General features: G+C 66.9%; 17 protein-coding genes. 11 read left to right on the top strand and 6 right to left on the bottom strand.

Annotated elements, in window-relative coordinates:
* Position 1 precedes the first annotated feature (1 nt).
* Together ACW179_RS19115 and ACW179_RS19110 are read left to right on the top strand one after the other, a co-directional pair.
* On the top strand, positions 2–385 hold the full coding sequence (locus ACW179_RS19115) for a DUF4345 family protein (RefSeq protein WP_492061060.1): 384 nt from the start codon (positions 2–4) through the stop codon (positions 383–385).
* Positions 386–416: 31 nt separating this feature from the next.
* A complete protein-coding gene (locus ACW179_RS19110) occupies positions 417–2,804 on the top strand; it encodes an arylsulfatase (RefSeq protein WP_492061058.1) in 2,388 nt (795 codons plus the stop codon).
* A 135-nt stretch (positions 2,805–2,939) separates the two neighbouring features.
* Here ACW179_RS19110 and kynU read toward each other — a convergent pair whose 3' ends face one another.
* The 3 genes from kynU to ACW179_RS19095 all read right to left on the bottom strand — a co-directional run bounded on the left by kynU (position 2,940) and on the right by ACW179_RS19095 (position 8,666).
* Complete coding sequence (kynU, locus tag ACW179_RS19105; protein WP_492061056.1) at positions 2,940–4,169, bottom strand: kynureninase; 1,230 nt, start codon at positions 4,167–4,169, stop codon at positions 2,940–2,942.
* Positions 4,170–4,276: 107 nt separating this feature from the next.
* Positions 4,277–5,794 (bottom strand): tryptophan halogenase family protein, encoded by a 1,518-nt coding sequence (locus ACW179_RS19100; protein WP_492061054.1) that lies wholly within the window; start codon positions 5,792–5,794, stop codon positions 4,277–4,279.
* Between the two features lie 103 nt (positions 5,795–5,897).
* Positions 5,898–8,666 (bottom strand): TonB-dependent receptor, encoded by a 2,769-nt coding sequence (locus ACW179_RS19095; RefSeq protein ID WP_492061052.1) that lies wholly within the window; start codon positions 8,664–8,666, stop codon positions 5,898–5,900.
* Positions 8,667–8,977: 311 nt separating this feature from the next.
* Here ACW179_RS19095 and ACW179_RS19090 point away from each other — a divergent pair, with 311 nt between their 5' ends.
* Positions 8,978–10,792: an alpha-amylase family glycosyl hydrolase gene (locus ACW179_RS19090; RefSeq protein ID WP_492061050.1), complete on the top strand. Its 1,815-nt coding sequence runs from the start codon at positions 8,978–8,980 to the stop codon at positions 10,790–10,792.
* A complete protein-coding gene (locus ACW179_RS19085) occupies positions 10,768–12,414 on the top strand; it encodes an alpha-glucosidase (protein ID WP_492061048.1) in 1,647 nt (548 codons plus the stop codon). Before ACW179_RS19090 ends, ACW179_RS19085 begins: the two co-directional genes overlap by 25 nt.
* Before the next feature lie 169 nt (positions 12,415–12,583).
* Here ACW179_RS19085 and ACW179_RS19080 read toward each other — a convergent pair whose 3' ends face one another.
* Positions 12,584–13,597, bottom strand: coding sequence for a LacI family DNA-binding transcriptional regulator (locus ACW179_RS19080; RefSeq protein WP_492061047.1), 1,014 nt, complete (start codon positions 13,595–13,597; stop codon positions 12,584–12,586).
* 503 nt (positions 13,598–14,100) lie between these two features.
* On the opposite strand from ACW179_RS19080, the gene ACW179_RS19075 reads away from it, so the two are divergent.
* The 3 genes from ACW179_RS19075 (at position 14,101) to ACW179_RS19065 (ending at position 20,600) form a co-directional block, all read left to right on the top strand.
* Positions 14,101–15,618: an MFS transporter gene (locus ACW179_RS19075; RefSeq protein ID WP_492061045.1), complete on the top strand. Its 1,518-nt coding sequence runs from the start codon at positions 14,101–14,103 to the stop codon at positions 15,616–15,618.
* Between the two features lie 46 nt (positions 15,619–15,664).
* Positions 15,665–18,031, top strand: coding sequence for a glucan 1,4-alpha-glucosidase (locus ACW179_RS19070; RefSeq protein ID WP_492061043.1), 2,367 nt, complete (start codon positions 15,665–15,667; stop codon positions 18,029–18,031).
* A 241-nt stretch (positions 18,032–18,272) separates the two neighbouring features.
* Positions 18,273–20,600, top strand: a complete 2,328-nt coding sequence (locus ACW179_RS19065) for a methyl-accepting chemotaxis protein (RefSeq protein ID WP_492061041.1) — start codon at positions 18,273–18,275, stop codon at positions 20,598–20,600.
* A gap of 63 nt (positions 20,601–20,663) precedes the next feature.
* On the opposite strand, the gene ACW179_RS19060 is transcribed toward ACW179_RS19065, so the two are convergent.
* The gene (locus ACW179_RS19060) at positions 20,664–21,149 is read right to left on the bottom strand and encodes a hypothetical protein (protein ID WP_492061039.1); all 486 of its coding nucleotides are present in this window, start codon (positions 21,147–21,149) and stop codon (positions 20,664–20,666) included.
* 251 nt (positions 21,150–21,400) lie between these two features.
* Here ACW179_RS19060 and ACW179_RS19055 point away from each other — a divergent pair, with 251 nt between their 5' ends.
* Positions 21,401–21,664, top strand: coding sequence for a hypothetical protein (locus tag ACW179_RS19055; RefSeq protein WP_492061037.1), 264 nt, complete (start codon positions 21,401–21,403; stop codon positions 21,662–21,664).
* 724 nt (positions 21,665–22,388) lie between these two features.
* Here the strand turns inward: ACW179_RS19055 and ACW179_RS19050 are convergent.
* Positions 22,389–23,132 (bottom strand): tRNA1(Val) (adenine(37)-N6)-methyltransferase, encoded by a 744-nt coding sequence (locus ACW179_RS19050; protein ID WP_492061035.1) that lies wholly within the window; start codon positions 23,130–23,132, stop codon positions 22,389–22,391.
* 130 nt (positions 23,133–23,262) lie between these two features.
* Between ACW179_RS19050 and ACW179_RS19045 the strand changes: the two genes are divergently transcribed.
* The 3 genes from ACW179_RS19045 to ACW179_RS19035 all read left to right on the top strand — a co-directional run bounded on the left by ACW179_RS19045 (position 23,263) and on the right by ACW179_RS19035 (position 25,365).
* Positions 23,263–24,273, top strand: coding sequence for a polyprenyl synthetase family protein (locus ACW179_RS19045; RefSeq protein WP_492064357.1), 1,011 nt, complete (start codon positions 23,263–23,265; stop codon positions 24,271–24,273).
* Positions 24,274–24,323: 50 nt separating this feature from the next.
* Entirely contained in the window at positions 24,324–24,857 is a 534-nt protein-coding gene (locus ACW179_RS19040; RefSeq protein WP_492061033.1) for a hypothetical protein, read from the top strand.
* A 106-nt stretch (positions 24,858–24,963) separates the two neighbouring features.
* Positions 24,964–25,365 carry a YccF domain-containing protein gene (locus ACW179_RS19035; RefSeq protein ID WP_492061031.1) on the top strand — a complete coding sequence of 134 codons (402 nt, stop codon included), beginning with the start codon at positions 24,964–24,966 and terminating at the stop codon, positions 25,363–25,365.
* Positions 25,366–25,436: the final 71 nt, after the last annotated feature.

Genomic DNA, 25,436 nt, shown 5'->3' with positions numbered 1-25,436 from the left:
CATGAAAACTCTGGTGCGGGGACTGGTCGGGTTCAGCGGGACATCGGCCATCCTGATCGCAATGCTCTTCTGGCTGCGGCCGCTCGAGATTTCCGGCAAGTTCGGGCTGAGCGGGATCGGGGCCCTCGGCCAGGCCTCGCTGCGGGCGGATCTGGGCGGCTTCTTCGCCGGCGTCGGGGCCCTGATGCTCTGGGCGGCCGTGAAGGACCGGCGCGACCTTTTGCTGGCCCCGCTGATTCTGATCTGCCTGGCCCTGGCCGGTCGTGGCCTGTCGCTGGTCCTGGCCGGTCCGTCGCCGGAGCAGCTGCCGCCGATCGTGGTCGAGGCCGTGACCCTGGCCATCCTGCTGCTGGGCCGCCGGACCTTGGCGTCGCCCAAAGCCTGACCTCCGATCCCAACGCTGCAGGAGACCTCCGATGGACAGCGACAAGAAGCCGAAGATCGATCGCCGCTCGCTGCTGATCGGGGCCGGACTCGGGGTCGTGGGCACCGGCGCGGTGGCGGCCGGTGGCGCGGCGATCAAGTCGGCGACCAGCACGATCATCACGCCCAAGGCCATGGCCCCGGGCAAGTCGGCGAAGATCGGCCTGTCGTTCAAGGATTCGCGCCCGGCCCAGGCCCAGGAGGCCAGGGCCCCAAAGGGGGCCCCGAACGTCGTCGTCATCATCCTGGATGATGTCGGTGTGGCCGATCTGGGCTGCTATGGCGGCGAGCTGCAGACCCCGGCGCTCGATGCCCTGGCCGGGCAGGGGCTGCGCTATACCAACTTCCGCACGACGGCGATGTGCTCCTGCACGCGGGCAGCACTGCTGACCGGGCTCAATCACCACTCAGCGGGGATGGGCTGGCTGGCCGATATCGACAGCGGCTATCCGGGCTATCGCGGCGACCTGACCCAGGAGAACGCCACCCTTGCCGAGGTGCTGGTCGAGGCGGGCTGGTCGACCTTCCTGCTGGGCAAGTGGCACGTCAACAACGCCGATCACTCCGGGCCGACCGGGCCCTTCCACAACTGGCCGACCGCGCGGGGCTTCGAGCGGGCCTATTGGTACCAGGGCCATTCCTGCGACCACTTCCATCCTGGCGCGCTCTATGAGGGCACAAGCCAGGTCGAGGTCGAAGGCGGGGGTGACTACTACCTGTCCGATGATCTGGCGCAGCGGGCGGTGACCTATCTGCACACACAGAAGGCCATGGCTCCGGACAAGCCGTTCTTCATGCAACTGGCCTTCGGCGCGGCCCATTCGCCCCTGCAGGCCAAGGCTGCGGATCGCGACCTCTACAAGGGCCGGTTCGACGCCGGCTGGGACGAGATCCGCCGGCAGCGTTTGGAGCGCCAGAAGGCCAAGGGCCTGATGCCGGCCGACACCGAACTTCCGCCGCTATCCCCGGGGGCAAAGCCCTGGGCCGAGCTGACGCCGGACCAGCAGCGGCTCTATGCCCGCTATATGGAAGTCTATGCCGGCATGATCACCGGCGTGGACCGGGCCATCGGCCGGGTGATGGCCGAGCTCGAGGTGATGGGCCTGCGCGAAAACACCCTGGTGGTGCTGTTCTCCGACAACGGAGCTTCGGCCGAGGGCACCCAGACCGGCACGCCCAACCTGTTTGGACCGGCGTTCGGGCGTCCGGCCTCGGAGGCCGAGGCCCTGGCCCTGTACGACACGATGGGCGAGGACGGCACTTTCCCGCACTATCCGATCGGCTGGACCAATGCCTCGAACACGCCCTACCGGCTCTACAAGCAGAACACCGCCCTGGGCGGGGTCGCCGATCCGCTGATTGTCTCCTGGCCCAAGGGCGTCGAGGACAAGGGCGGGGTGCGCAAGCAGTTCGTGCATGTGGTCGACCTCTATCCGACCCTGCTGGAGGCCTGCGGCGTCACGCGGCCCGAGCTCTATCGCGGCGGCGCGCAAAAGCCGCTGGAAGGCGCAAGCGCGGTCAGGACCTTCGCCGATCCGGCCGCACCGACCCGCAGCGAGCAGTATTACGAACTGGGCGGCTACCGGGCCTATCAGGAGGGCGACTGGCGACTGGTGGCCCAGCACCAGCGCGGCAAGCCTTTCGAGGACGACCACTGGGGCCTCTACAACACCGCCGTTGATCCCAACGAAATGCGCGACGTCTCGGCCATGAATCCCGAGGTCGTGGCCCGCCTTCTGGACAAATGGAACAAGGCCGCCGTCGCCCATGACGTCCTGCCGCTCGATGACCGTCCCCTGCTGCTGAAACTGGTCCAGCAGCGGGCTGGAAAGCTCAGAAAACGCTGGGATATTCGTCCGCCGATCGACCCGATCCCCACCGACGTCTCGCCCATCGTCTGCGGGCTTTCGCATTCCATCGAGGTGGAGCTGTCGCGTCCGAACGGCGACGAGGACGGGGTGTTGGTGGCCCACGGGTCGATGCCGGCCGGCTATGTGCTGTTCATCGACAAGGGCCGGCTGATCTACCAGACCAGCCTTATCCCCTGGACCGAGGTCATCGCCGCGCCGGCCAGGCTGCCTCGCGGCAAGATCAAGGTGCGCTACGAGCAGACCATGACCTCGCGGCCGTTCGAGGGGCGCGGGGCACTGTTCGTCAATGGCACCAAGGTGGCCGAGCGCAAGTTCGACCGGGTGCTGTTCGCGCCGGGCTATGACGGCTTCTGCATCGGGGCCGACTACGGCAACCGGGTGTCGCGCACCTATCAGGGACCCAACCCCTTCCAGGGCCAGATCGCCCGCGTGCTGATCGACGTCGACACCGCCGCCATGAAGCCGCTGGAGGTGATGCGCTTCATGAAGGAGATGCGGATCACGGTTTAGATCTGGGAAGCAGATGCTCCCCCTCTGGGGGAGCTGTCGCGGAGCGACTGAGGGGGGGCTTCAACGGCCTTTGCGGAGCTTGCCCCCTCCGGCCCTCCGGGCCACCTCCCCCAAAGGGGGAGGATCTTTGCGCTGCTAGGTCACCGCCCCACGCACCTGATATTCCGGCTCGCGCCAGACCTCGCTGACCAGCACCTCGCGCAGGATCTCCACCGCGTTCCAGACGTCCTCGTGGCGAAGATAGAGCGGGGTGAAGCCGAACCTCAGGATGTTCGGCGCGCGGAAGTCGCCAATCACGCCACGGGCGATCAGGGCCTGCATGACCGGATAGGCCGCCGCATGGGTGAAGGCGATGTGGCTGCCGCGTTGCTCGGGCGCGCGCGGCGAGGCGAGCGACAGGCCAAGGCCGGCGCAGCGGTCTTCGACGCGGTCGATGAACAGGGCGGTCAGCTGGCGGGACTTTTCGGCCAGCAGGGCCATGTCGGCGCGCAGGGCGATCTCGACCCCAACCTCGAGGGCCGCCAGTCCCAGGATCGGCGGCGTGCCACACAGGAAGCGGTCGAGGCCGGGGGCGGGGGCATAGTCGTCGTCGAAGGCGAAGGGCGCAGCGTGGCCCATCCAGCCGGTCAGGGGTGAGGCGAGATCGGCCTGCAGCGCGCGGGCCGCGAACAGGAAGGCCGGGGCTCCCGGGCCGCCGTTAAGATATTTGTAGCCGCAGCCAACGGCCAGGTCCGCCCCGGCCCCGTTCAGGTCGATCTCGACGGCCCCGACGCTGTGGCTGAGGTCCCACAGCACCAGCGCGCCCCGGGCATGGGCGGCGGCGGTGATCGCAGCCATGTCGAACCGTGCGCCGCTCTTGTAGTGAACATGGGTCAGCATAACGACGGCCACGTCCTCGTCGATGGCGTCGAGGATCGCCTCGCGCGGCGCAGTGCGCACGGTCACGTCCGGCAGCAGGGCCTGGACGCCCTGGGCGACATAGAGGTCGGTGGGGAAGTTGCCGGGCTCGGTCAGGATCACCGTCCGGCCTGGCCTGGCCTTCAGGCCGGCGGCCAGCAGCTTGAAGAGATTGACCGAGGTGGAGTCGGCGACGACCACCTCATCGGGCTGAGCACCGATCAGGCCGGCGATCTTGCCGCCCACGCGCTGCGGAGCGCCGATCCAGTCGGCGCTGTTCCAGCTGCGGATCAGGTCCTGGCCCCATTCGCGTGTGACGGTGTCGGCCAGGCGCGCCGCCGTGGCGCGGGGCAGGGCGCCCAGCGAGTTGCCGTCCAGATAGATCACCCCCTCGGGCAGGGTGAACTCGGATCGGAAGCCGGCGAGCGGGTCGGTGGCATCGCGGCGCTGGATGTCGTCGAGGGTCATGACCGATCTGTAGTCGCTTCCCGGCGGCTTTGCAGCGGCAGCCCGCCAAAAAAGGAGCCCCCGCCGGGCAGGTCCGGCGGGGGCTTCAGTTGGGGATAAACCGGGTGTCAGGCTGCCGGGCGGGCGCGCGTCGGGCAGGTCCTGGCGATGAAGTCGGCATGGCTGGGCAGGGCGTCGACCGCACGGCCCATGATCTGGCGCAGATTGGCCAGGTACTCATCCAGCTGGGCGTCGGTGACCACGCCGGTCAGCGGGTGGGCGGCACCGGGGATCACGCCCTGGCCGATCAGCACCTGCACCCAGCTGGCCTCCTTGAAGAGGTCGTCTTCGTGGCCGAACATTCGGCCCGACTGGGCGAACAGCTCGATGCGGGCCTTCAGGGTATCGGGCACATCCATCGCCTGGCACGCGCGCCAGAACGGCGTGTCGTCGCGCGCGGTGGCCTTGTAGTGCAGCACCAGGAAGTCGCGGATGTACTCGTACTCCAGCGCGGTCTGGCGATTGTATTCGGCGATCTCGACTGGGTTGAAGCTGCGGTCCGGGAAGAGGGCGATCAGGCGGTTCAGGGCCGATTGCACCAGGTGGATACTGGTCGACTCCAGCGGTTCCATGAAGCCGCTGGCCAAACCCAGGGCCACCACATTGCGGTTCCAGACCTGCTTGCGCCGGCCGGTGGTGAACTTCAGCTGGCGGGGCTCGGCCAGGGGCGCGCCGTCCAGATTGGCCATCAGCACGTCGGTCGCTCGGTCGGCGTCGATATACTGGCTGCAGAACACATGGCCGTTGCCGGTGCGGTGCTGCAGCGGGATCCGCCACTGCCAGCCGGCCTCGCGCGCGATGGCGCGGGTATAGGGCGTCAGGGGGGGGGCGCTGGCGCAGGGCACGGCAATGGCGCTGTCCATCGGCAGCCAACCGCTCCAGTCCTCATAGCCGGTCTGCAGCGTCTCCTCGATCAGCAGGCCGCGAAAGCCCGAGCAGTCGATGAAGAGCTCGCCGCCCACCTTGCGGCCGTCCTGCAGCGTCAGCCCCGTTACGAAGCCGGTCTCGGCGTGCTGGTCGACGCCGACGATGCGGCCCTCGATGCGCTTGACCCCGTGGGCCTCGCTATAGCGGCGCAGATATTGGGCGTAGAGCGCCGCGTCGAAGTGGAAGGCGTGGACCAGACCCTCCAGATAGCCGCCCCCGACCTGGGCGATGCGGTCGAACTTGCCCGCCTGGGCGGCGCGGGCATTGAGGGAATAGTCCCACAGGCTCTCGACGTGGCCCGCCAGCTTGCGGCGCATCCAGTAGTGATGAAACGGGGCCATGCCCAGCGGCCGGCCCACAGGGCCAAACGCGTGCAGGTAGGACTGGCCCAGGGTGTGCCAGTCGACGAACTCGATCCCCAGCTTGATGGTGCCGTTGGTGGCGGCCAGGAAGTCGTTCTCGTCCAGACCCAGCAGGCCGTTCAGCAGCTTGATGGCCGGGATGGTGGCCTCGCCGACCCCGACAATGCCGATCTCGTTGGACTCCACCACCGTAATGGCGACGCCTGGACCCAGGACGCGCGAGAGCAGGGCGGCGCTCATCCAGCCGGCGGTTCCGCCGCCGACGATGGTCAGGGCCTTGATCGCCGCGTCTGCCATTGCTGTTCCGCCCGTTCCTGGCCTCGTTGAACAAGGCTCTCACAAAAAAGACCCCGCCGGAATGAATCCGGCGGGGGTCGCAGACAGGAGGAGATCGCAGGGTTTAGTACCGGTAGGAAACACCGAACATGTAGGTCGCGCCGTACTTCTGGTAGTCGATGGTCTGGCGCGGATCGTTGTTGTCGTAGGTCTTGAAGGGCTCGTCGGTGATGTTGTTGGCTTGCAGGAGCAGCGACAGGCCGTTCAGAGGGCCATCGCGGAACTCGTAGCCGATTTGGGCGTCGAGCACCGATTCCTCATTCACCGTGCGGAATTCCCGCCTCGCGCTCAGGCCGGCCACTTCACCCAGGAACTTGCCGCGATAGCGGTTGCTGATCCGGGCGTTGAAGCCGTTCTTCTCGTAGTAGAAGGTCGTGTTGACGACCTTCTTCGACAGGCCGGGGATGGTGATCGGGCTGGTGCCCTTTTCCAGTGTCACTTCACTGTCGGTGAACGAGCCGCTGATGATCAGGCCGAAGGGCTTGAGCGGTTCCCACAGCAGGTCGCCCTGCAGCGAGGCCGACAGTTCCAGACCGCGGATGAAGCCGCCGTCGCCGTTTTCCGGACCCGAGACCAGGCCGATCTTGGTGCCCAGCCGAGCCTGGTCCGTGGAGCTCAACAGGAACAGGAAGTCCGAGAAGTCCTTGTAGGACGAGGAGTTGGAGTTGATGAAGTTCGACAGCTCCTTGTGGTACACGGCGGCCGACAGGTAGGCCGAACGACCGAAATACTTTTCCACCGACAGGTCGAGGCCGTCAGCGATATAGGGCCGCAGGTTCGGGTTGCCGCCGTTGGCGCTGAAGTACGAGTTGTTCGGATCGGTCGAGGTCAGGCGCGAGGTGTTCTGGTTGAACGACTGGCTGGCGCGCAGTTCGTCCATCCGGGCCCGGGCCAGGGTCCGGGCCGCGCCGACGCGAACGTACAGCTCGTTACCCATGTCGAAGGTCAGGTTCAGGCTGGGCAGGGCGTAGGTGTACTTGGCGCCGTCATCAGTGACCGTCGGGCTGGCCGGGGTGGTCGGGTTGACCGCAACGCCCTTCGAGAACTGGTCGGTGTGAACCACCTGCAGGCCGAAGTTTCCGCGAACCGGGATCGCGCCGACCTCGGTGTCGACGTCAAACTTGGCATAGGCCACCTGGACGTCTTCACGGACCGACCAGTTGCGGGTCTGAACGGCCGGGTTCGCGTCCGCGATCAGGGTATAGAAGCCGTTCTTCAGCAGGTAGGTCGGGTCATAGGCCAGCATGGCCTTGATGCCGATCAGGTCCAGCTTGGCGACGCCGACAATGGCTTCGGTCGGGATGGCGCGGCTGGTCGGAGCGCCATCGGCGATGCGGCCGCCGAAGGTCAGGAAGCTTTCGTGGACTTCCTTTTCCTTTTCGCGTCGGCTGGCGTTGAAGCCCACCTCGACGTGGCTGATCGGGCCCCACTCCAGGTCATGCTTGGCGGTGAACCGGGCAGCCTTGAGTTCGTCGGTGATCGACGGGGTGTTGTAGAAGCCGGCCTGGGTCAGGGCGCCGCCAGAGGCGCCGCCACCCCAACCCTGCGGGTCGGTCAGCCTGAACAGGTTGCGGTCGGTATAGTCGAGGGTCGAGCTGAACACCGTGCCGGCACCCGGGGTGGTCGTGAAGCCCAGGGTGTCGGTCGCACCGACGCCGTTCGGTCCGGTGCCCGAATAGGATTCAAAGATCACGTCCGTACGGTCAGCCGAGGAGTAGCTGAGGTCGGTGGTCAGCGACCAGCCGTTGTCGGTCAGGTAGTTCAGGTTCCAGCCCGCCGACTTCAGCGTGGTGTCGCGGGTGTTCAGGTCATTCCGCATCACGCCCTTGACGCCTGCGAAGGTGCCCTGGGTAATCAGGCCGCCTTCGGTGGTGCGGGTAGGCTGTAGCGTCGCCGACGACCACTGCAGGGGCAGCTCGATGCCGCGCAGGATCTGCTCTTCGGCGAACTCCGAATAGTACAGGTCCACCGACGAGGTCAGCTTGTCATTGGGCTTGTATTCCAGCACGCCGATGACGCCGAAGCGCTCGAGGTTGTTGGACTGCACATAGGGCTTGGCGCCGCCGATCACGCGATCATTGGCCGCGTTGATGGTCGGGTAGCCCCAGGCGTTGAAGCGGCGGCTCTGGGTGGGGGTCGAGATGTCCGACACCGCGACGGCCACGCCCACGGTGTCATCCGCAAACTGGTCGACATAGGTTGCGCTGAAGCGGTGGCCCTTGTCCTTGGCGTCCGGGTTCAGCTTGTCTTCGCTGTTCATCTCGTAGCGGGCATTGGCCGAGAGAATGCGCTTGCCGTACTTCAGCGGGCGGATCGTCTGCAGGTCGGCGGTGCCCGACAGGCCCTGGCCGATCAGGGCGGCGTCCGGGGTCTTGTAGACCACCACGCCCGACAGGATTTCTGAGGGATACTGGTCGAACTCGACGCCGCGGTTGTCGCCGGTCGAGACCTGCTCGCGGCCGTTCAGCAGGGTGGAGGTGAAGTCCGGGCCAAGGCCACGGATCGAGATCACCTGGGCGCGGCCGTCAAGGCGCTGCGCGGTCAGGCCGGGCAGGCGGGCCAGCGACTCGGCGATCGAGGTGTCTGGCAGCTTGCCGATGTCTTCGGCCGAGATGGCTTCGACGATCGACGTCGAGGTCTTCTTCAAGGCGATGGAGTTTTCGATACCGGCGCGGATGCCGGTGACCACGATCTCTTCGACGGCGGTCTCATCGGCCGGCTTTGTGGTCGTTTCCTGAGCCTGGGCCATGCTGGCCGAGGCGAAAATGAGCGCCAGGCTGGTCGCCGCACCGCTCATCAACCGCGCGCGGCGGCGTTGAAAATTAGAGTCCATGTCTCACCCTCCCTGGACGGCTCTGCGCGTTTCTGACGCTGCGATCGGAGCCGATACGCAAATTACTGCAAATTAACGCGCCGTAATCAACAGGAAAATGTCGCGGGACATTTCGACGGCATGCGATTTGCCTCAAAAATGAGATCCTTTAGTACGACTTATCCCCTATGGCGCTTGGCTTTGCGATGGGTGTGGCGAAAACGGCGCGCTTTTCACGATTGACGCAGCGCTCAAGCGGCTGCAAATTTATGCAAATTATTGCAGTGTTGCGGTTCGGTGATCGGGCCGGTCAAGCTGTAGGGGGGGGAGCGATGTCGGCCTGGGTATCCTGGCGACGCGCACTGATGGCCATGACGGCCTGTGGCGCGCTGATGACGGCGGGTGGCGAAGCTTTCGCCGCCGGCGTTGATGCGCCCTATCTCCAGCGCAAGCCGCAGGACGAGGTGATCTATTTCGTTCTGCCCGACCGGTTCGCCAATGGCGACGTGGCCAATGATCGCGGCGGCCTGGAGGGCGGATCGCTGGTCACCGGCTTTGACCCCTCGCGCGCCGGTTTCTACCATGGCGGCGACCTTGCGGGACTGACTGCGCGGCTGGACTACATCCAGGGTCTGGGCGCGACGGCCGTGTGGCTGGCGCCGATCTTCAGGAACAAGCCGGTGCAGGGCGCGCCGGGTCACGAATCCGCCGCGCACCATGGCTACTGGATCACCGACTTCACTGACGTGGATCCGCACTTCGGCACGCGGGCGCAGTTCAGGGCCTTCGTCGATGCGGCCCACGCTCGGGGCATGAAGGTCTATATGGACATCATCGCCAACCATACGGCCGACGTGATCCGCTATCGCGAGTGCCCGGCCAACGACTGCGGCTATCGCAGCAAGGCCTACTATCCCTATTCACGACGCGGCGGGCTGACGGGTGCGGCGATCAATGACGGCTTCGACGGCAAGGACTTTTCCCGCCTGACCCGGTCCGATCACAGCTACACGCCCTATGTCCCGGCCGGCGAAGGGTCCGTGAAGGTTCCCGCCTGGCTGAACGACACGGCCTACTATCACAATCGCGGCGACAGCACCTTTGCGGGCGAAAGCTCGCTGCTGGGCGACTTTGCCGGGCTGGACGATCTCTATACCGAGAACCCGCGCGTGGTTCAGGGTTTCATCGAGATCTATGGTCAGTGGATCGACGACTTCGGGATCGACGGCTACCGGATCGACACTGCCCGCCATGTGAGCCCCGAGTTCTGGCAGGCCTTCATCCCGGCCATGAAGGCGCGGGCCAGGGCCAAGGGCATCGAGAATTTCCACATCTTTGGTGAGGTGTATGACACCGACGTCGCCGTCCTGGCGCGCCACACCCGGGTGGATGGCTTTCCGGCCGTGCTGGACTTCGCCTTTCAATCGGCCGTCACCAACATGATCGCCGGCAGGGCAGGCACTGACCGGCTGGCGCGGGTGTTTGCCGGCGACGCGCTCTATCAGGGCGGAGCCGAGGCGGCGGTGCAACTGCCCACCTTCCTGGGCAATCACGACATGGGCCGTTTTGGTCATTTCGTGCTGAAGGCCAATCCGAAGATTTCCGATGCCGAACTGCTGGACCGCGTCACCCTGGGCCATGCCCTGATGATGTTCTCGCGCGGTGTGCCGACGATCTATTATGGTGACGAGCAGGGCTTCACCGGCGATGGCGACTATGCCGACAGCCGCGAGGACATGTTCGCCAGCCAGGTCGCCAGCTATAACGACAACCGGCTGGTCGGAACCAGGGCCACCACGGCCACTGACAGCTTCCGCACCGAGGGGCCGCTCTACAAGGCGATCGCGCAGATGGCCCGGATCCGCGCGGCGCACGAGGCTCTGCGGTCTGGCCGACAGGTCGTGCGGGCTGAGTCTGCCAAACCCGGCCTGCTGGCCTTTTCACGTCTGGACGCGCAGGCCGAATATCTGGTCGTCTTCAATACCGGGATCACGCCCATCACCGCCAATGTCGAGGTCGAGACGACCTCGCGCGTCTGGCGGCCGGTGCGCGGTGCCTGCGCCGGGGCAGCATCGGCCCCCGGCAGCTATCGGGTCGAGATCGGCCCGCTGGACTACATGATTTGCGTTTCCGAGGGGCTAAAGTGACGGTCAAGGTTCTTTCACGTCCGGCGCTCAAAGCCCAGACGGACGCCCAGTGGTGGCGCGGCGCGGTGATCTATCAGGTCTATCCGCGCAGCTTCGCCGACTCCAACGGCGACGGCGTCGGCGACCTGCCGGGCATCACCGGCCGGCTGGAGCACATCGCCTCGCTGGGCGTCGATGCCATCTGGCTGTCGCCGTTCTACAAGTCGCCGATGAAGGACTTCGGCTATGATGTGTCCGACTATCTGGATGTCGACCCGATCTTCGGCACGCTGGACGACTTCGACCGGCTGATCGACAGGGCTCACGCCCTGGGCCTGAAGGTGATCATCGACCAGGTGTTCTCGCACACCTCCGACGAACACCCCTGGTTCGAGGCCAGCCGTCAGGACCGCACCAACCCCCATGCAGACTGGTATGTCTGGGCTGATGCCAAGCCGGACGGCTCGCCGCCCAGCAACTGGCAGTCGGTGTTCGGTGGCCCGGCCTGGACCTGGGACGCCCGGCGCGGCCAGTACTACATGCACAATTTCCTGGCCTCGCAGCCGCAACTGAACGTGCATTCCCCTGCTGTGCAGGACGCCCTTCTGGCCACGGCCAAGTTCTGGATCGATCGCGGGGTCGACGGCTTCCGTTTCGACGCCATCAACTTCTCGATGCACGACCCGGCCTTCACCGACAATCCGCCCCTGCCGCCCGGCGGCAAGCGCACCCGGCCCTTCGACTTCCAGGACAAGATCCACAACCAGAGCCACGCGAAAATCCCGGCCTTCCTGTCGCGCATCCGCGCCCTGACCGACGCCCATGGCGGCCGGTTCTCGGTGGCCGAGGTCGGCGGCGACCATGCCGACCGCGAGATGAAGCTGTTCACGCGTGGCGAGGATCGCCTCAACAGCGCCTATGGCTTCCTCTACCTCTATGCCGACGCGCTGACCGCCGACATGGTGCGCCGGGGCGAGGCCATGTGGACGGGCGAGGACGACGCCGAGGGCTGGCCCTCCTGGACCTTCTCCAACCACGACGCGCCGCGCGCCGTGTCGCGCTGGGCCGAGGGCCGAGACCGCAAGGCCTTCGCCGAAATGGCCCTGCTGCTGCTGGTGGCGCTGCGCGGCAATGTCTTCGTCTATCAGGGTGAGGAACTGGGCCTGCCCCAGGCCCATGTGCCGTTCGAACGCCTGCAGGATCCCGAGGCCATCGCCAATTGGCCCCAGACGCTTGGCCGCGACGGGGCCCGCACGCCCATGCCGTGGGTCTCGACCGCAGCAAACGCCGGTTTCTCGGAGGTCGAGCCCTGGCTGCCTGTTGATCCGGTCCACCTGCCGCTGGCGGTGGACGCCCAGGAGGCCGATCCGGCCTCGACCCTGAACGTGGCCCGCCGGCTGATCGCGCTGCGCAAGGCCTGGCCAGTCCTGCGCACCGGCAACGTGACCTTTGTCGAGACCAATACGCCGCTGCTGATCTTCCAGCGCGGGGAGGGGAGCGAGGCGCTGCTGCTGGCCTTCAATCTGGGCCATGAGGCGGTGGCCTGGTCGGTGCCGGAGGGCTGGAGCGTGATTGAGAGCGTCAACCTGGCGCAGGACGGCGTGATGCCGCCGTGCGGCGGACTGATGGCGCGGCGGGTCTAGGGGCCTGCCACGTGTCGCTCAGAACCCGCTCTCCCCGGCGAACGCCGGGGTCCAGATGCAGCCTGAGCGTTTTGGGGTGACGCGCCTTCCGCTTCAGCCAGAATCGACCGCGTCCTTGGGTTCGATCTGGGCCCCGGCTTTCGCCGGGGTGAGCGGAGCATTCGGCGGCTCAGCCCCCGCAGCTCTCGCGGATGATCAGATCGGTCGGCACCCGCTCCGACCGGCTGGCCTTTTCGCCGCTGGCGTCCAGCAGCTTGGAGACCATCAGTCGGCCGGCCTTGGCGGTGTCCTGGCTGATCGTACTGAGGGCGGGGCTGCTGTAGCGGCTGAACGGCACGTTATCGAAACCCACCACCGAGACGTCGCCGGGCACGCTGAGGCCCGCATGCTTGAGGGCGCGGATGGCCCCCAGGGCGATCAGGTCGGACGCGGCCACAACCCCGTCAAAGCTGACGCCGCGATGGATCAGCGAGTCGATGGCCGCCTCGGCGGACTCGACTTCGAAATGGGCCGGCACGATCAGGTCGGGATCAACGCCCAGCTTCTGGTGCTCCAGCGCGTCGAGATAGCCGCGATGGCGCTGCATGGCCTCGGGCGCCTCGGTGTCGCCCAGGAAGACGATGCGCTTGCGGCCCAGGCGCGCCAGGTGAAGGGTCGCCCGGCGACCGCCCTGGGGGTTGTCCGACCCGACCGAGCAATAGTTCTGGTCGGGCAGTTGCGCGCCCCAGACCACAAACCGGCCTTCGGTTTCCGACAGCCGGTTGAAGGCGGCGTGCAGCGAGCTTTGCCCCAGGAAGATCACGCCCTCGGCCCGGCTGGTGGTCATGGCCACCGACAGGTCTTCGAAATTGGCCGGGGCGATGTGGCTGACCAGCACATCGCAGCCCCGCTCGCGGGCGGCTTCACCGACCCCGGCGAACAGCTCAAGGAAGAAGGGGTCGGACAGCCGGCCTTCGCGGCCCTGCGGACGGGGCACCACGATGGCGATCGTCGCCTCGGCCCCGATCGGGCCGGCGGGCATGTAGCGGCGGAACGGATAGTCCATCTCGCGCGCCAGCTTCCAGATCGCCTGCTTGGTGCGCTTGTTGACGGCAGGGCTGTCGTTGAGGGCGCGCGAGGCCGTAGCGATCGACACGCCGGCCATCTTGGCCAGGTCTTCCAGGCGGGTGACGCCCTTGCTCACGACCGGCTGATCCCGGCTGCAAAATTTGCCGCAAAAGTTTTCATAAGCCCCTTAAGGCATCGCCGGCCGCGCTTGGCAAGTCCAGGCCGGGTTGTTCGCCTGCGCAGACGAGGAGGTGAAGAGCTCGTCCCCAAAGGCCCATCGGGCGCTTTCCTTGTCGTCCTGTTTGACGCCCAGGCTTGACCCCATCTCTGGCAAGCGGACCTTGGGCCGGGGGCGGATCGCCCTCTGGTCAGAGAGCGGTGGGCTGACCGGGATGGCGCTTTGCAAATTTACGCAAAAAATGAAGATCTTGGCCGGATCTATCAAGCTGCAGGTTCAGTCATGTGCTCGGATCTGTCACGCTGACCCAGCAATTCTGGGCAAGTTTTCGATGAATTTCCTAATGATATTGGAAATCCGGATTGCGCGGCGCTAGCCGACGTGCGCAAATGCCCGTCGCGGGAAGTTATGAAAAAACTTGCGCATCATCGGGCCAACCGGTGGGCGATCGGGGGAAGCGGATGACCAAGGCTCGGCTGAATGTCTTCCAGATCTGGAACATGTGCTTTGGGTTCTTCGGGATCCAGATCGGCTTTGGCCTGCAGAACGCCAATACCAGCCGGATCTTTCAGACCCTGGGCGTGGACGTGGACGATCTGGCGATCCTGTGGATCGCGGCGCCGGCCACCGGCCTGCTGGTCCAGCCGATCGTCGGCTATCTGAGCGACAAGACCTGGGGGCGGCTGGGTCGCCGCAGGCCCTATTTCTTCTGGGGCGCCATCCTGACCAGCCTGGCCCTGGTGGTCATGCCCAATGCGCCCGTGCTGTGGATCGCGGCGGCGGCGCTGTGGATCATGGACGCCTCGATCAACATCACCATGGAGCCGTTCCGCGCCTTTGTCGGCGACAACCTGCCCGAGGAGCAGCGCACGGCCGGCTATGGCATGCAGACCTTCTTCATCGGCGTCGGCGCCGTGCTGGCCTCGGCCCTGCCGTGGATGCTGACCAACTGGTTCGACGTGGCCAATACCGCAGCCCCGGGCGTGGTGCCTGACTCGGTGCGGATCGCCTTCTACACCGGCGCGGCGGGCCTGCTGCTGGCGGTGATGTGGACCGTCTTCACCACCCGCGAATACAGCCCCCAGCAGGTCGAGGCCTTTGAGGCCGCGCGGCTGGCCACCCTGGGCCCCGACGTGGCACCGGCCGCCAAGCCCGACCGCCCGGTTTCCGCCCTGATGACCTGGGGCGGGGTCTGCGCCGTGATCGGCGCAGTCGCCGCCGCCCTGATCCTAGCCCTGAAGCTGGAGAAGGAACTCTACGTGCTGGCCGCCATGGTCGGCGGCTTTGGCCTGTGCCAGATCGCCACCGCGATGCTCAAGCGCAGCGGGCGCACCGAGAACGGCTTTGTCGAGGTGGTGGAAGACCTGTTCGCCATGCCCTCCACCATGAAGCAGTTGGCGGTGGTGCAGTTCTTCTCGTGGTTTGGCCTGTTCGCCATGTGGATCTACACCACGCCCGCCGTGGCCGCCTTCCACTACAGGTCGGTGGATGCGACTTCGGTCGCCTACAATGCCGGGGCCGACTGGGTGGGCGTGCTGTTCGCCGTCTATAACGGTGTCGCGGCCATCGCCGCCCTGCTGATCCCGCAGATGGCCAAGGTGATCGGTCGCCGCGCCAGCCACGCCCTGAACCTGACACTGGGCGCCCTTGGCCTGCTGTCGTTCCTGTTCATCAAGGATCCGACTTTGCTGTGGATCTCAATGATCGGCGTCGGCTTTGCCTGGAGCTCGATCCTGTCGGTGCCCTATTCGATCCTGGCCGGAGCCCTGCCGGCCCGGAAGATGGGCGTCTATATGGGCATCTTCAATTTCTTCATCGTCATCCCCCAGCTGCTGGCTGCCACTGTGCTGGGCCTGTTGCTCAAGACCTTCTTCGGCGGCCAGGCGATCTTCGCCCTGGTGCTGGGGGCAGGGGCCTTCTTCATCGCGGCGATCAGCGTCTTCGCCGTCCGCGACCCAGAAGACATCAAATCCGCCTGATTTCCCGCGCGTCGCCGAACGCGCCGACCTTCGTGAGGTTCACGCCATGCGTATGCTCAAGACCATCGCCCTGACCACGGCCGCCGCCTGCGCCCTTGCCGGTGTTGCTGCCGCCCAGACCGCGCCCGGCGCGCCCGGCGCTCGCCCCACCTGGGCCTATGCGGCAAAGACCGGAGTCGGCGCATCCTACGAGGCCTATACGGACGGCGCCTACAAGGACGGCGGTCGGACGGGCGTGGTCTCCAAGGTCTGGTTCTCAGTCGCCGACGGCGTGCTGACCGAAACCATGTACGGCCTGATCCATCAGGCCCAGATCAAGCAACTTCGGTTCGCTGTCTCGACCGCGACCGGCCTGGCCATCGAGGGCACCGACACCACGGCCAGGACCGAATATCTGCACGTCGACGCCGCCGGCCGTCCGCTGTCGCCGGCCTACAAGATCACCACCACCGACAGGCTGGGCCGCTTTGTCATCGAGAAGCGGATCTTCACCGATCCCGACCGCCAGAGCCTGATGGTCCGCGTCACGGTCACGGCGCTGAAGGGTCCGGTGACGCCCTATCTGCTGCTGGAGCCGCACATGGCCAATACCGGCGCAGGCGACGCCGGCGCGGCCAGCAAGACGGCCCTGACCGCCAATGAAGGCGACACCTTCCTCACCCTGAAGGGCTCAAAGCCTTTCGTCGCCGCCAGCGCCGGCTTCCTAGGCGCGTCCGACGGCCTGACCGACCTGAAGGACGGCAAGCTCGACACGCTGTATGCCGGCACCGGGGCCGAGCGCGGCGCGATCATGCTGACCGGCCAACTGCCCGCGACCGCGCAGTCGGTGACGGTCGATTACGCCATCGGCTTTGGCAAGACCGCCGCCGCCAGCGCCGCTGCGGCCGACGGCACGCTGAAGACCGGCTATGCGCAGGTTCTGGCCCGCTACAACGGCGAAGGCGCGCATGTGGGCTGGGAGGACTATCTGACCTCGCTCACCGAGCTGCCGCGCCTGCGCCAGGCTTCGATGGACGACGGCAAGCTGGTCCAGGCCAGCGCCCTGATGCTGAAGGTGCAGGAAGACCGCACCTATGCCGGTGCCCTGATCGCCTCGCTCTCGAACCCGTGGGGCGACACGGTGGACGCCTCCAAGCCCTCGACCGGCTACAAGGCCGTCTGGCCGCGCGACTTCTACCAGTGCGCCATGGCCCTGGCGGCCCTGGGCGATATCGAGACCCCGCTGGCGGCCTTCCACTACCTGCCGACCGTGCAGGTGGGCACCAAGACCAAGGGCAATACCGGGGCCGGAGGCTGGTTCCTGCAGAAGTCCGAGGTGGACGGCACGCCCGAATGGGTCGGGGTCCAGTTGGACCAGACCGCCATGCCGATCATGCTGGGCTGGAAGCTGTGGAAGCAGGGCTGGCTGCCCGAGGTCGAGTTGAAGGCCTATTACGGCAAGATGATCAAGCCGGCCGCCGACTTCCTGGTCGATGGCGGCAAGGTGGGTCTGGGTTGGAACAGCGCCACCATCGTTCCCCCCTTCACCCAGCAGGAACGCTGGGAAGAGCAGGGCGGCTATTCGCCCTCGACTACGGCCGCGGTGATCGCCGGTCTGGTCGTGGCCGGCGACATCGCCGAGCTGTCGGGCGACACGGCCTCGGCCGCTCGCTATCGCAAGACCGCCGACGACTATTCCTCGAAGGTCGAGCGCCTGATGGTCACCACCAAGGGCTCGCTGGGCGACGGCCACTACTATCTGCGCCTCAACAGCGACCAGGACGCCGACAACAAGAGCACCGTCGAGGCCCGCAACGGCCAGGAGACGGTCGCCGAAGACAAGATGCTGGACGGCGGCTTCCTGGAACTGGTCCGCTACGGCGTGCGCCGGGCCGACGATCCCGCCATCCTGGCCAGCCTGCCGGAGCTGGACGACGAGGCGGTGGAGGACCTCTACCGCGTCCGCTACAGTTTCACCTTCCCGGGCGTGCAGGGGACCTATGCCGGCTGGCGGCGCTACGGCGTCGACGGCTATGGCGAAGACACCCAGACCGGTGCCAACTATGGCGCTATCGATCCCCTGCCGCGCGGCGGGCGTGGCCGGGTGTGGCCCATCTTCACCGGCGAGCGCGGCCATTACGAACTGGCCCTGGCCGGCCTGAAGGGCGCGCCCGACAAGGCCGCCCTCGACCGGGTCCGCGCCCAGTACGTCAAGGGCATGGAGCTGTTCGCCAATGACGGCCTGCTGATCCCCGAACAGGTCTGGGACGGCGTCGGCGCCGACAGCGCCCATCCCTATGTGCGCGGCGAGGGCACAAACTCGGCCACCCCGCTGGCCTGGTCACATGCCGAATATGTCAAGCTGCTGCGCTCGGTCAGCGACGGCGAGGTCTGGGACAGCTACGCCCCGGTCAAGGCGCGGTTTGGACGGTAGGAAATAGATCCTCCCCTTTTGGGGGAGGTGGCCCGCAGGGCCGGAGGGGGCTACGCGGCATCTGCCCAGATGGCCCCCTCAGTCGCTTCGCGACAGCTCCCCCAATAGGGGAGCATCTTCCCCGCCACCTCCGACGCCAAAACGTCGCACGGGCTCAGCTTTTCAGCATGGTTAACGGGAGATTCAGGATTCGGCTGCGATGGGTAGGTTAACGCCCTACGCGCCCTGGAGACTGCCCCGCATGTCCGCGTTCCGTCGCCTGACGATCGCCTGGAAGCTGATCCTGGTCGCGGGCCTGGCCATCGGCATGTTGCTGATCGCCGCCGCCGTGGCGGTCTCGTCGCACACCAGCACCATCGTGGCGGGCCTGACCAACCAGTATGCCGGGGCCGTGGCCGACGATGCCATCGAGCAGGTGCGGGCCGATATCGACCAGGCCGCAGCGGCAACGCGCTCGATGCGCGGCGCTGTCGCCTCGGCCCACGAGGCGGGCCTGACCGACCGCGACAAGTTCATGGCCCTGGTCAAGCCCAACGCCCTGGCGACCAGCAGCGTCATGGGCGCCTGGTTCATGGCCGAGCCCAACGCCCTGGACGGCAAGGACGCCGAGTTCATCGCCAACCCGGCCATGGCCTCCAACAAGGATGGCCGCTTCTCGGTCTATTGGGTCAACCAGAACGGCGCGGCCTCGCTGGAGTCCGAAGCCGACGGCTCTGATTTCGCCGAGAGCTACTACACCGACGTGGCGCGGTCTGGGAAACCACTGCTGACCGAGCCCTATTTCGAGACGGTCGCCGGCGCCCAGGTCGCCATGTCATCGGTGGCCCTGCCGGTGATGTCGGGCGGCAAGCAGATCGGTGTTGCGGGCCTGGATATGTCGCTGGACAACCTGTCCAAGGCCCTGGGCGCTCTGCATCCGCTGGAGGGCGGCCGGGTGATGCTGGTCTCGGCCGGAGGGCAATGGGTGGCCCACCCCGACGCCGACCTGCGCATGAAGCCCTATTCCGACCCTGGCGCAGATGCCGTGCGCGGCGTGCTGGGCGGTGGCGAAGCGGTTGAGATCAAGGGCATCGTGGCCGGCGACGTGCCGATGATCCGCATCGTCCGCCCGATTGCCATGCCCGGCCTCAATACCACCTGGGGCCTGATCATGGACGTGCCGGTGGCGGCCATCACCGGGCCGGCCGACAATCTCGCCCGCATCCTGTTCATCGGTGGCGTGCTGATCACTCTGGCCGTGCTGGCCACCCTGTTTTTTGCCAGCGCCACACTGGTGCGCGCGCCTCTGGCAGGCCTGAGCCGCTCGGTCGATACGCTCAGCGCCGGTCGCTACGACCAGGCTGTGCCCGGCATTGAGGGCGGCGACGAGATCGGCGCCATCGCCCGCGCGCTCGATGGTTTCCGCCACGACCTGGCCGACGGCCAGCGTCGCCGGGCCGAGCAGGAAGCCGAGCGCGCCGTGGCCGAGGCCGCCCGCCTGCGCCACGAACAGGACGCCGCCGCCTTCGCCAAGGCCCAGGCCGGGGCGGTCGCGGCCCTGGGCGAGGGCATGGAGCGGCTGGCCGACGGCGACCTGATCTGGCGGATGCGCGAGGACGCCTTTGCGCCCGACGCCCGCAAGATGCCCAGCGACTTCAACGCCGCCGTCGAAAGCCTGCAGGCCACGATGTCGGGCATCCTCAACGCCGCCCGCAGCATCCGCAACGGCTGCGCCGAGATCAGCAAGGCCTCCGACGATCTGGCCCAGCGCACCGAGCGTGGCGCGGCGGGGCTGGAGCAGACCGCCGCCGCCCTCGACCAGATCACCGCCACCGTCCGCCGCAGCTCCGAAGGGGCCGAGCGCGCCCGCCGCGTGACCGAAAGCGCCAAGACCAATGCCCAGCGCAGCGGCGCTGTGGTCAAGGAGGCCGTCCTGGCCATGGGCGGCATCGAAAACTCGTCGCGCGAGATCACCAACATCATCGGCGTCATCGACGAGATCGCCTTCCAGACCAACCTGCTGGCCCTCAATGCCGGGGTCGAGGCGGCCCGCGCTGGCGACGCCGGTCGCGGCTTTGCCGTGGTGGCCCAGGAAGTGCGGGCCCTGGCCCAACGCTCGGCCGATGCGGCCAAGCAGATCAAGACCCTGATCCGCACCTCCACCGAACAGGTCGGCAAGGGCGTCAAGCTGGTGGGCGAAACCGGCGAGACCCTCGACCAGATCCTGGTTCAGGTGGCCGAGATCAATGACCTGGTCGGCGAGATCGCCGCCTCGTCCAAGGAACAGGCCGTCGGCTTGGCCGAGGTCAATCAGGCGGTGAACCAGATGGACCAGGTTACCCAGCAGAACGCCGCCATGGTCGAGCAGTCCACCGCCGCCAGCCACGCCCTGTCCAGCGAGGCCGCCGAACTGGAACGCCTGGTCAGCCGCTTCCAGGTGGGAGCGCAGGTCCACGACCTCCATGCCCGCCAGCCCCGCCGCCCGACCACCGCCCCGACGCGCGAGACGTTCCGCCAGCGCTACGTGTCCGGCGCCAACGCCCTGAAGGTCACGCCGGCGTCGCGGCCGGGGGCCTGGGAGGAGTTTTAGGCGGCGGGCGGGTGATGGAGTCGGTTGAAGCTACGCGTTGAGGGGGGGGCAGGTAGTCCCTTGTCACGTCCTGCGGCTGCTGGCCTGTTTCAGATCGTAAGCTGCAGCCCATTCACGCATCCGTGCTCGCGCCCAGCTTCCCGCTAGCTCAAAGTTCAGATCCAAGGCCGGTTCCCAGCGCCGAAGAAGGTCAGCTTCGATGGACAGCCCGGTCTGCTTGTCGGCAACGCGAGTTGCAATAACGCGCATTGCGGGGCCCAAGCGCAGCCGCGTCAAGCGCGCTTTCTCTTGCTCTCGGGCGTTCCGCCGTTCACCTGTCCACTGCTTGCCCTTCAGCCAGCCGTTATATGAAGAAAAGCGACTACCGAGCCTGAGTGTTTCACCAACCCGGATCGGCATTGGGTGCTCAACATCTTCACTGATCCAAGCGTAGACGGCGGTGACGGGGCGCCACTCCGCATCGATGATAAACTTACCGTCTTGATACAGACCAACATTTTGGAAGCCATACCGGCGCGCGTCTTGCGCGAAATCACGCTCATGCGTCATCCACAATTCTCCATTGATTGAATTGTGGCTGCACCGGCATTTAGGGCACCGGACTCCCGAGGCGTTATCGTCGCCAAAGACGCTGGAACAGTTTGGGGCCGTCCAAGCCCATGCAGCCAATTTAGCTGTTAGCGCATTCGTGCTTATACTGCAAGGTGGGGCGAGCCGAGCCGCACAAACATTGGCGAGCGCCGGCGAATAGCGGGAACTCGCAGTCGGTACTATGACCCTGCACCTGTGAGACCCACCCCATGCGCCTGGCCTTCGTTGCTTCCATCCTCCTGATCACGGTCGCGACGGCCGCCTGCACCGACAGCAAGCGGGCCAGCCGCGAAACGACCTGGGGCGACAAGCCGGCCGATATCACCTGCTGGACCTATGGAACCCAGGTCTTCGCCGGCCGCTCGACCGGCAAGGTCGAGTATGATCGCGGCGGCCGGCTATCGTTCGTCGACGCCGCCAATGGCCGCTACACCACGGTCGAGGGCGAGTGCCGGGTGGTCTACGCGAAGTAGGGGGCGCAACGGCCAGCGCCGCAGGCCCCCACCTGACCGGCTGTCGCCGCTCGTCCGCCCCCAACGGGGGCGGATGAAATCATCTTCCCCCTCTGGGGGAAGACGGCTGCGCAGCAGCCCGTAGGGGGCAAGTACGGGGATAGAGCGCCCTCCATCCCCGGCGCATCGCCGACAAACCCCAACAACTTCAACGCCCTGCAAAAATCTCGCACCGCGCCGTCAGACGCGCTCAAAACCACCCCCATAATCACAGCTGTCCCCGTCGCAGGGGGAGGGCGCTCGGTACCGGCCCGAAGCGGCGATGGGGATGAAGCTGAGCGGGGCCGCGCGGTCACGCAGCGAGAATGAAAGTGGCCTGTTCGTTGGATTGATCCGGGGCCACCGGAGGTCTTGCTTTTGAGACAGCGCGGAACGACAGGGCGGTGATCGTAAAGCCGTCTATCGCGACCCGTCGGACCCCTCACGGCTGTACCGCAGGGGTTGGGCGCGCCCGTCCGGGGGACAATTGGGGGCCAGAGCTGAAACAGCGCTCGCGAGCTCGCCATCCTCACGGTCAGAACAGCTTCTGCGAAGCGGAAGAGACGAGCCGAAACGCACACTAAAACCATCACGGTCCCCGGGTTCGCTCCGGCCGCTTCGCGCCTCCCCAACCCCTTCAGCGGCCAGCGCCGCGTGAGGCAGAGAACTCGTGTTTTTTCACGCCCCCTTGATCGGGAGCAGGACTTCACCAGTCCAGCGCCGCATCGCCCCGCAGGATAGCCTCGGCCGCCGCCGAATGTTGGCCGCCGTCGCGTTCGTGCAGCACCAGGGCCGGCAGCAGGACGAGCGGGGCCTTGCCGGTCTTGATCGCCCGCACCACAACCCGTTTGGCCGGGGCGTCGGCGAAGGGTTGGACGGGGCGGATACGGAACGAGCCGGCCTTGGGGGCCAGCAGGGCCAGAATGTCGGCCAGGCGGTCGGCGCGGTGGATGATCGTGATGGTCCCGCCCTCGCGCGCGGCCTTCAGCAGAAAGCCGGTCCAGGCGGCCAGGCCGCCGTCGGCCATCCAGGCACCGGTCTTGGCCGGGGCGGGGGCGCGCAGGGCGGCGGGATCGTCGAAGAACGGCGGGTTGGCCATCACCGCGTCGAAGGGCGGCAGGTCCAGCGCCCTGAAGCCGGCCTGCACATCGCCCTGGGCGATCTCCACGCGGTCGGACAGGGCGTTCAGCGCCACATTCTGCCGCGCCAGTTCGGCGGCCTGGGCATCGCGCTCCACGCCGACGAATCGGCTGGCCGGACGCCGGGCCGCCGCCGCCAGCAGGGCGCCGCCGACGCCGCAGCCGGCCTCCAGCACCCGCTGCCCCGGCGCAGAGTCGCAGGCGGCCGCCAGCAGGGCTGCATCCAGCCCGGCGCGGTATCCGCCCACCGTCTGGCGCAGACGAATCTGGCCGTTCAGCACACGATCTTCGGTGACCTTCGCTTCGTCCAACGCATCAAGCCTTGTGCTCGCCTTGACCCTGACCTATCCCGCCACCATTGTCCCTCGCAACGGCTGATCCCGCTGGGGGGCGGATGTCAGATCCTGACGCCACGGGGCGTCGGTCAAGGAGAGCATGGTCTTGGACGCAGCAGCAGCGACCCTCGCCCGTCAACCGGGATCGGTGGATCGTCTCGTGCGTTTGGCCGCCGCCGACATGGCCGGGATCGACCAGCTGATCACCGAGCGCATGCAGAGCGACGTGCCGGTGATTCCCGCCCTGGCCGAGCACCTTATCGCGGCCGGCGGCAAGCGCCTGCGGCCGTTGCTGACCGTGGCCGCCGCCCGGCTGTCGGGATCGGACAATGATTCCTGCCGCAAGCTGGCCGCTTCGGTCGAGTTCATCCACACCGCCACCCTGCTGCATGACGACGTGGTCGACGGCAGCCAGCTGCGCCGGGGCAAGGTGGCCGCTCACCTGATCTGGGGCGCGGCCCAGAGCGTGCTGGTCGGCGACTTCCTGTTCGCCCGGGCCTTCGAGCTGATGGTCGAGACCGACTCGATGCAGGCTCTGGCGATCCTGGCCCGCGCCAGCCGCGTGATCGCCGAGGGCGAAGTGCTGCAGCTGACTCGCAGCCACGACCTGAACCTGTCCCAGGCCGTCTATCTGGACATCATCGCCGCCAAGACCGCCGAGCTGTTCGCTGCCGCCTCTGAAGCCGGCGCGGTATCGGCCGGAGTGGATGCGACGCGCTCCCAGGCCCTGCGGGCCTATGGCCTCAATCTGGGCCTCGCCTTCCAGCTGGCCGACGACGCCCTGGACTATGGCGGTGCCACCGAAACGCTGGGCAAGAACGCCGGCGACGACTTCCGCGAAGGCAAGGCCACCTTGCCGCTGCTGTTGGCCATCGCCCGTTCGGGCCCCCGTGAGGCAGAGTTCTGGGAGCGGGCCATCGGTCGCCGCGAACAGACCGAGGCCGATTTCCGCCGGGCCCGCGAGCTGATCATCGGCTCGGGCGCTTTGGACGCGACGCTGGATCTGGCCGCCGACTATGCCGACAAGGCCAAGGCGGCCCTGGCGATCTTCCCGGCCAATGACTGGCGCGAGGCGCTGGAAAGCCTGGCCGACTTCGCGGTCAGCCGGAGAGCCTGATGGCGCGGCGGCCGACGCCTCCTCGCCCTGGCCTTTCCCCGGACGCGCCCTTGCCGCGCCTGGACACCGTGATCGCGACCTCGCCGGCCAATCCTGGCGGCGATCCCAATATCCGCGCCCATGAGGCCGGCGAGGCAGCCGGCAAGGTGATCGGCGGCGGGCTGGGCGTGCTGCTGGGCCTGGTGCTGCTGCTCCTGCTGTTTGGCCCGGTTCTGTGGGCACCGCTCTGGGCCGGACTGAGGGTGGCGCGGCTGGTCGAGGGGCCCTGGCAGCCCTGGCTGCTGGGCGTGGCTGTCGGCATTGTCGCTGCGGTGCTCCAGGCCCTGCTGCTGATCCAGAAAAGCCCGGTCCTGCGCTATCCCGTCGTGGCCCTGTTCTCGATCGCCTGGGTGGGCGGCCTATGGCTGGAGCTGACCGCGCCGCGTCATGACTGGATCGACACCGCCCCGGCCCTGCACATGCCTGGCCCCTGGAGCTGGGCCCTGATCGGCGTGGGCACGGTGATCTATGCCGGCCTCTACCTGTTGGCCCTGAGCCAGGTGGGCAAGGGGCGCTGGACCCGCCGCTGGCAGCTGATCAAATAGGCTGGCGGGCCAGGGCCGGGTGAATTCGCGGTAAGGCTGCTGCGCCGGTCTCGACAAGCAGGCCAAACCCCACCACCTCTAGGCACGTGCTGGAGAGACCATCCCGATGATCCGACTGATCCTGAACATCCTGTGGTTTATCCTGGGCGGCTGGATTTCCGGCCTGCTGTGGTTGCTGGGCGGAGCCCTGCTGGCCATCACCATCGTCGGCCTGCCCTATACGGGCGCGGCCTGGCGGATTGCGGGCTTTGCCTTCTGGCCGTTCGGCAAGGAGGTCGTCAGCCGCGAGATCGTCACCGGCCAGCATGACATCGGCACCGGCCCGCTGGGCTTTGTGCTCAACATCATCTGGTTCCTGCTGGGCGGCTGGTACATCGCCCTGAGCCACCTGCTGATCGCCTTTGCCGAAGCCATCACGATCATCGGCATCCCCTTCGCCATCAAGGACTTCCAGCTGGCCCTGATCGCCCTGGCCCCGATCGGCCGCGAGGTGGTCCGCAAGCGCTAGAGCGCGTTCCGAAAAGTGGGAACCGGTTTTCGGAACGCGCGTGAAGACAAAAGACCAGAGCGGGCGATCTG

The sequence above is a fragment of the Caulobacter sp. AVps18 genome, assembly GCF_058681425.1.
This window is presented reverse-complemented; position numbering and strand designations above follow the sequence as displayed.

What these genes read in the sequence shown, in the direction of transcription:
- ACW179_RS19095 (WP_492061052.1), bottom strand. Translation starts at nt 8,666, where the DNA reads ATGGACTCTAATTTTCAACGCCGCCGCGCGCGGTTGATGAGCGGTGCG.
- ACW179_RS19055 (WP_492061037.1), top strand. Translation starts at nt 21,401, where the DNA reads ATGCGCCTGGCCTTCGTTGCTTCCATCCTCCTGATCACGGTCGCGACG.
- ACW179_RS19100 (WP_492061054.1), bottom strand. Translation starts at nt 5,794, where the DNA reads ATGGCAGACGCGGCGATCAAGGCCCTGACCATCGTCGGCGGCGGAACC.
- ACW179_RS19070 (WP_492061043.1), top strand. Translation starts at nt 15,665, where the DNA reads ATGCGTATGCTCAAGACCATCGCCCTGACCACGGCCGCCGCCTGCGCC.
- ACW179_RS19115 (WP_492061060.1), top strand. Translation starts at nt 2, where the DNA reads ATGAAAACTCTGGTGCGGGGACTGGTCGGGTTCAGCGGGACATCGGCC.
- ACW179_RS19065 (WP_492061041.1), top strand. Translation starts at nt 18,273, where the DNA reads ATGTCCGCGTTCCGTCGCCTGACGATCGCCTGGAAGCTGATCCTGGTC.
- ACW179_RS19110 (WP_492061058.1), top strand. Translation starts at nt 417, where the DNA reads ATGGACAGCGACAAGAAGCCGAAGATCGATCGCCGCTCGCTGCTGATC.
- kynU (WP_492061056.1), bottom strand. Translation starts at nt 4,169, where the DNA reads ATGACCCTCGACGACATCCAGCGCCGCGATGCCACCGACCCGCTCGCC.
- ACW179_RS19075 (WP_492061045.1), top strand. Translation starts at nt 14,101, where the DNA reads ATGACCAAGGCTCGGCTGAATGTCTTCCAGATCTGGAACATGTGCTTT.
- ACW179_RS19090 (WP_492061050.1), top strand. Translation starts at nt 8,978, where the DNA reads ATGTCGGCCTGGGTATCCTGGCGACGCGCACTGATGGCCATGACGGCC.
- ACW179_RS19035 (WP_492061031.1), top strand. Translation starts at nt 24,964, where the DNA reads ATGATCCGACTGATCCTGAACATCCTGTGGTTTATCCTGGGCGGCTGG.
- ACW179_RS19060 (WP_492061039.1), bottom strand. Translation starts at nt 21,149, where the DNA reads ATGACGCATGAGCGTGATTTCGCGCAAGACGCGCGCCGGTATGGCTTC.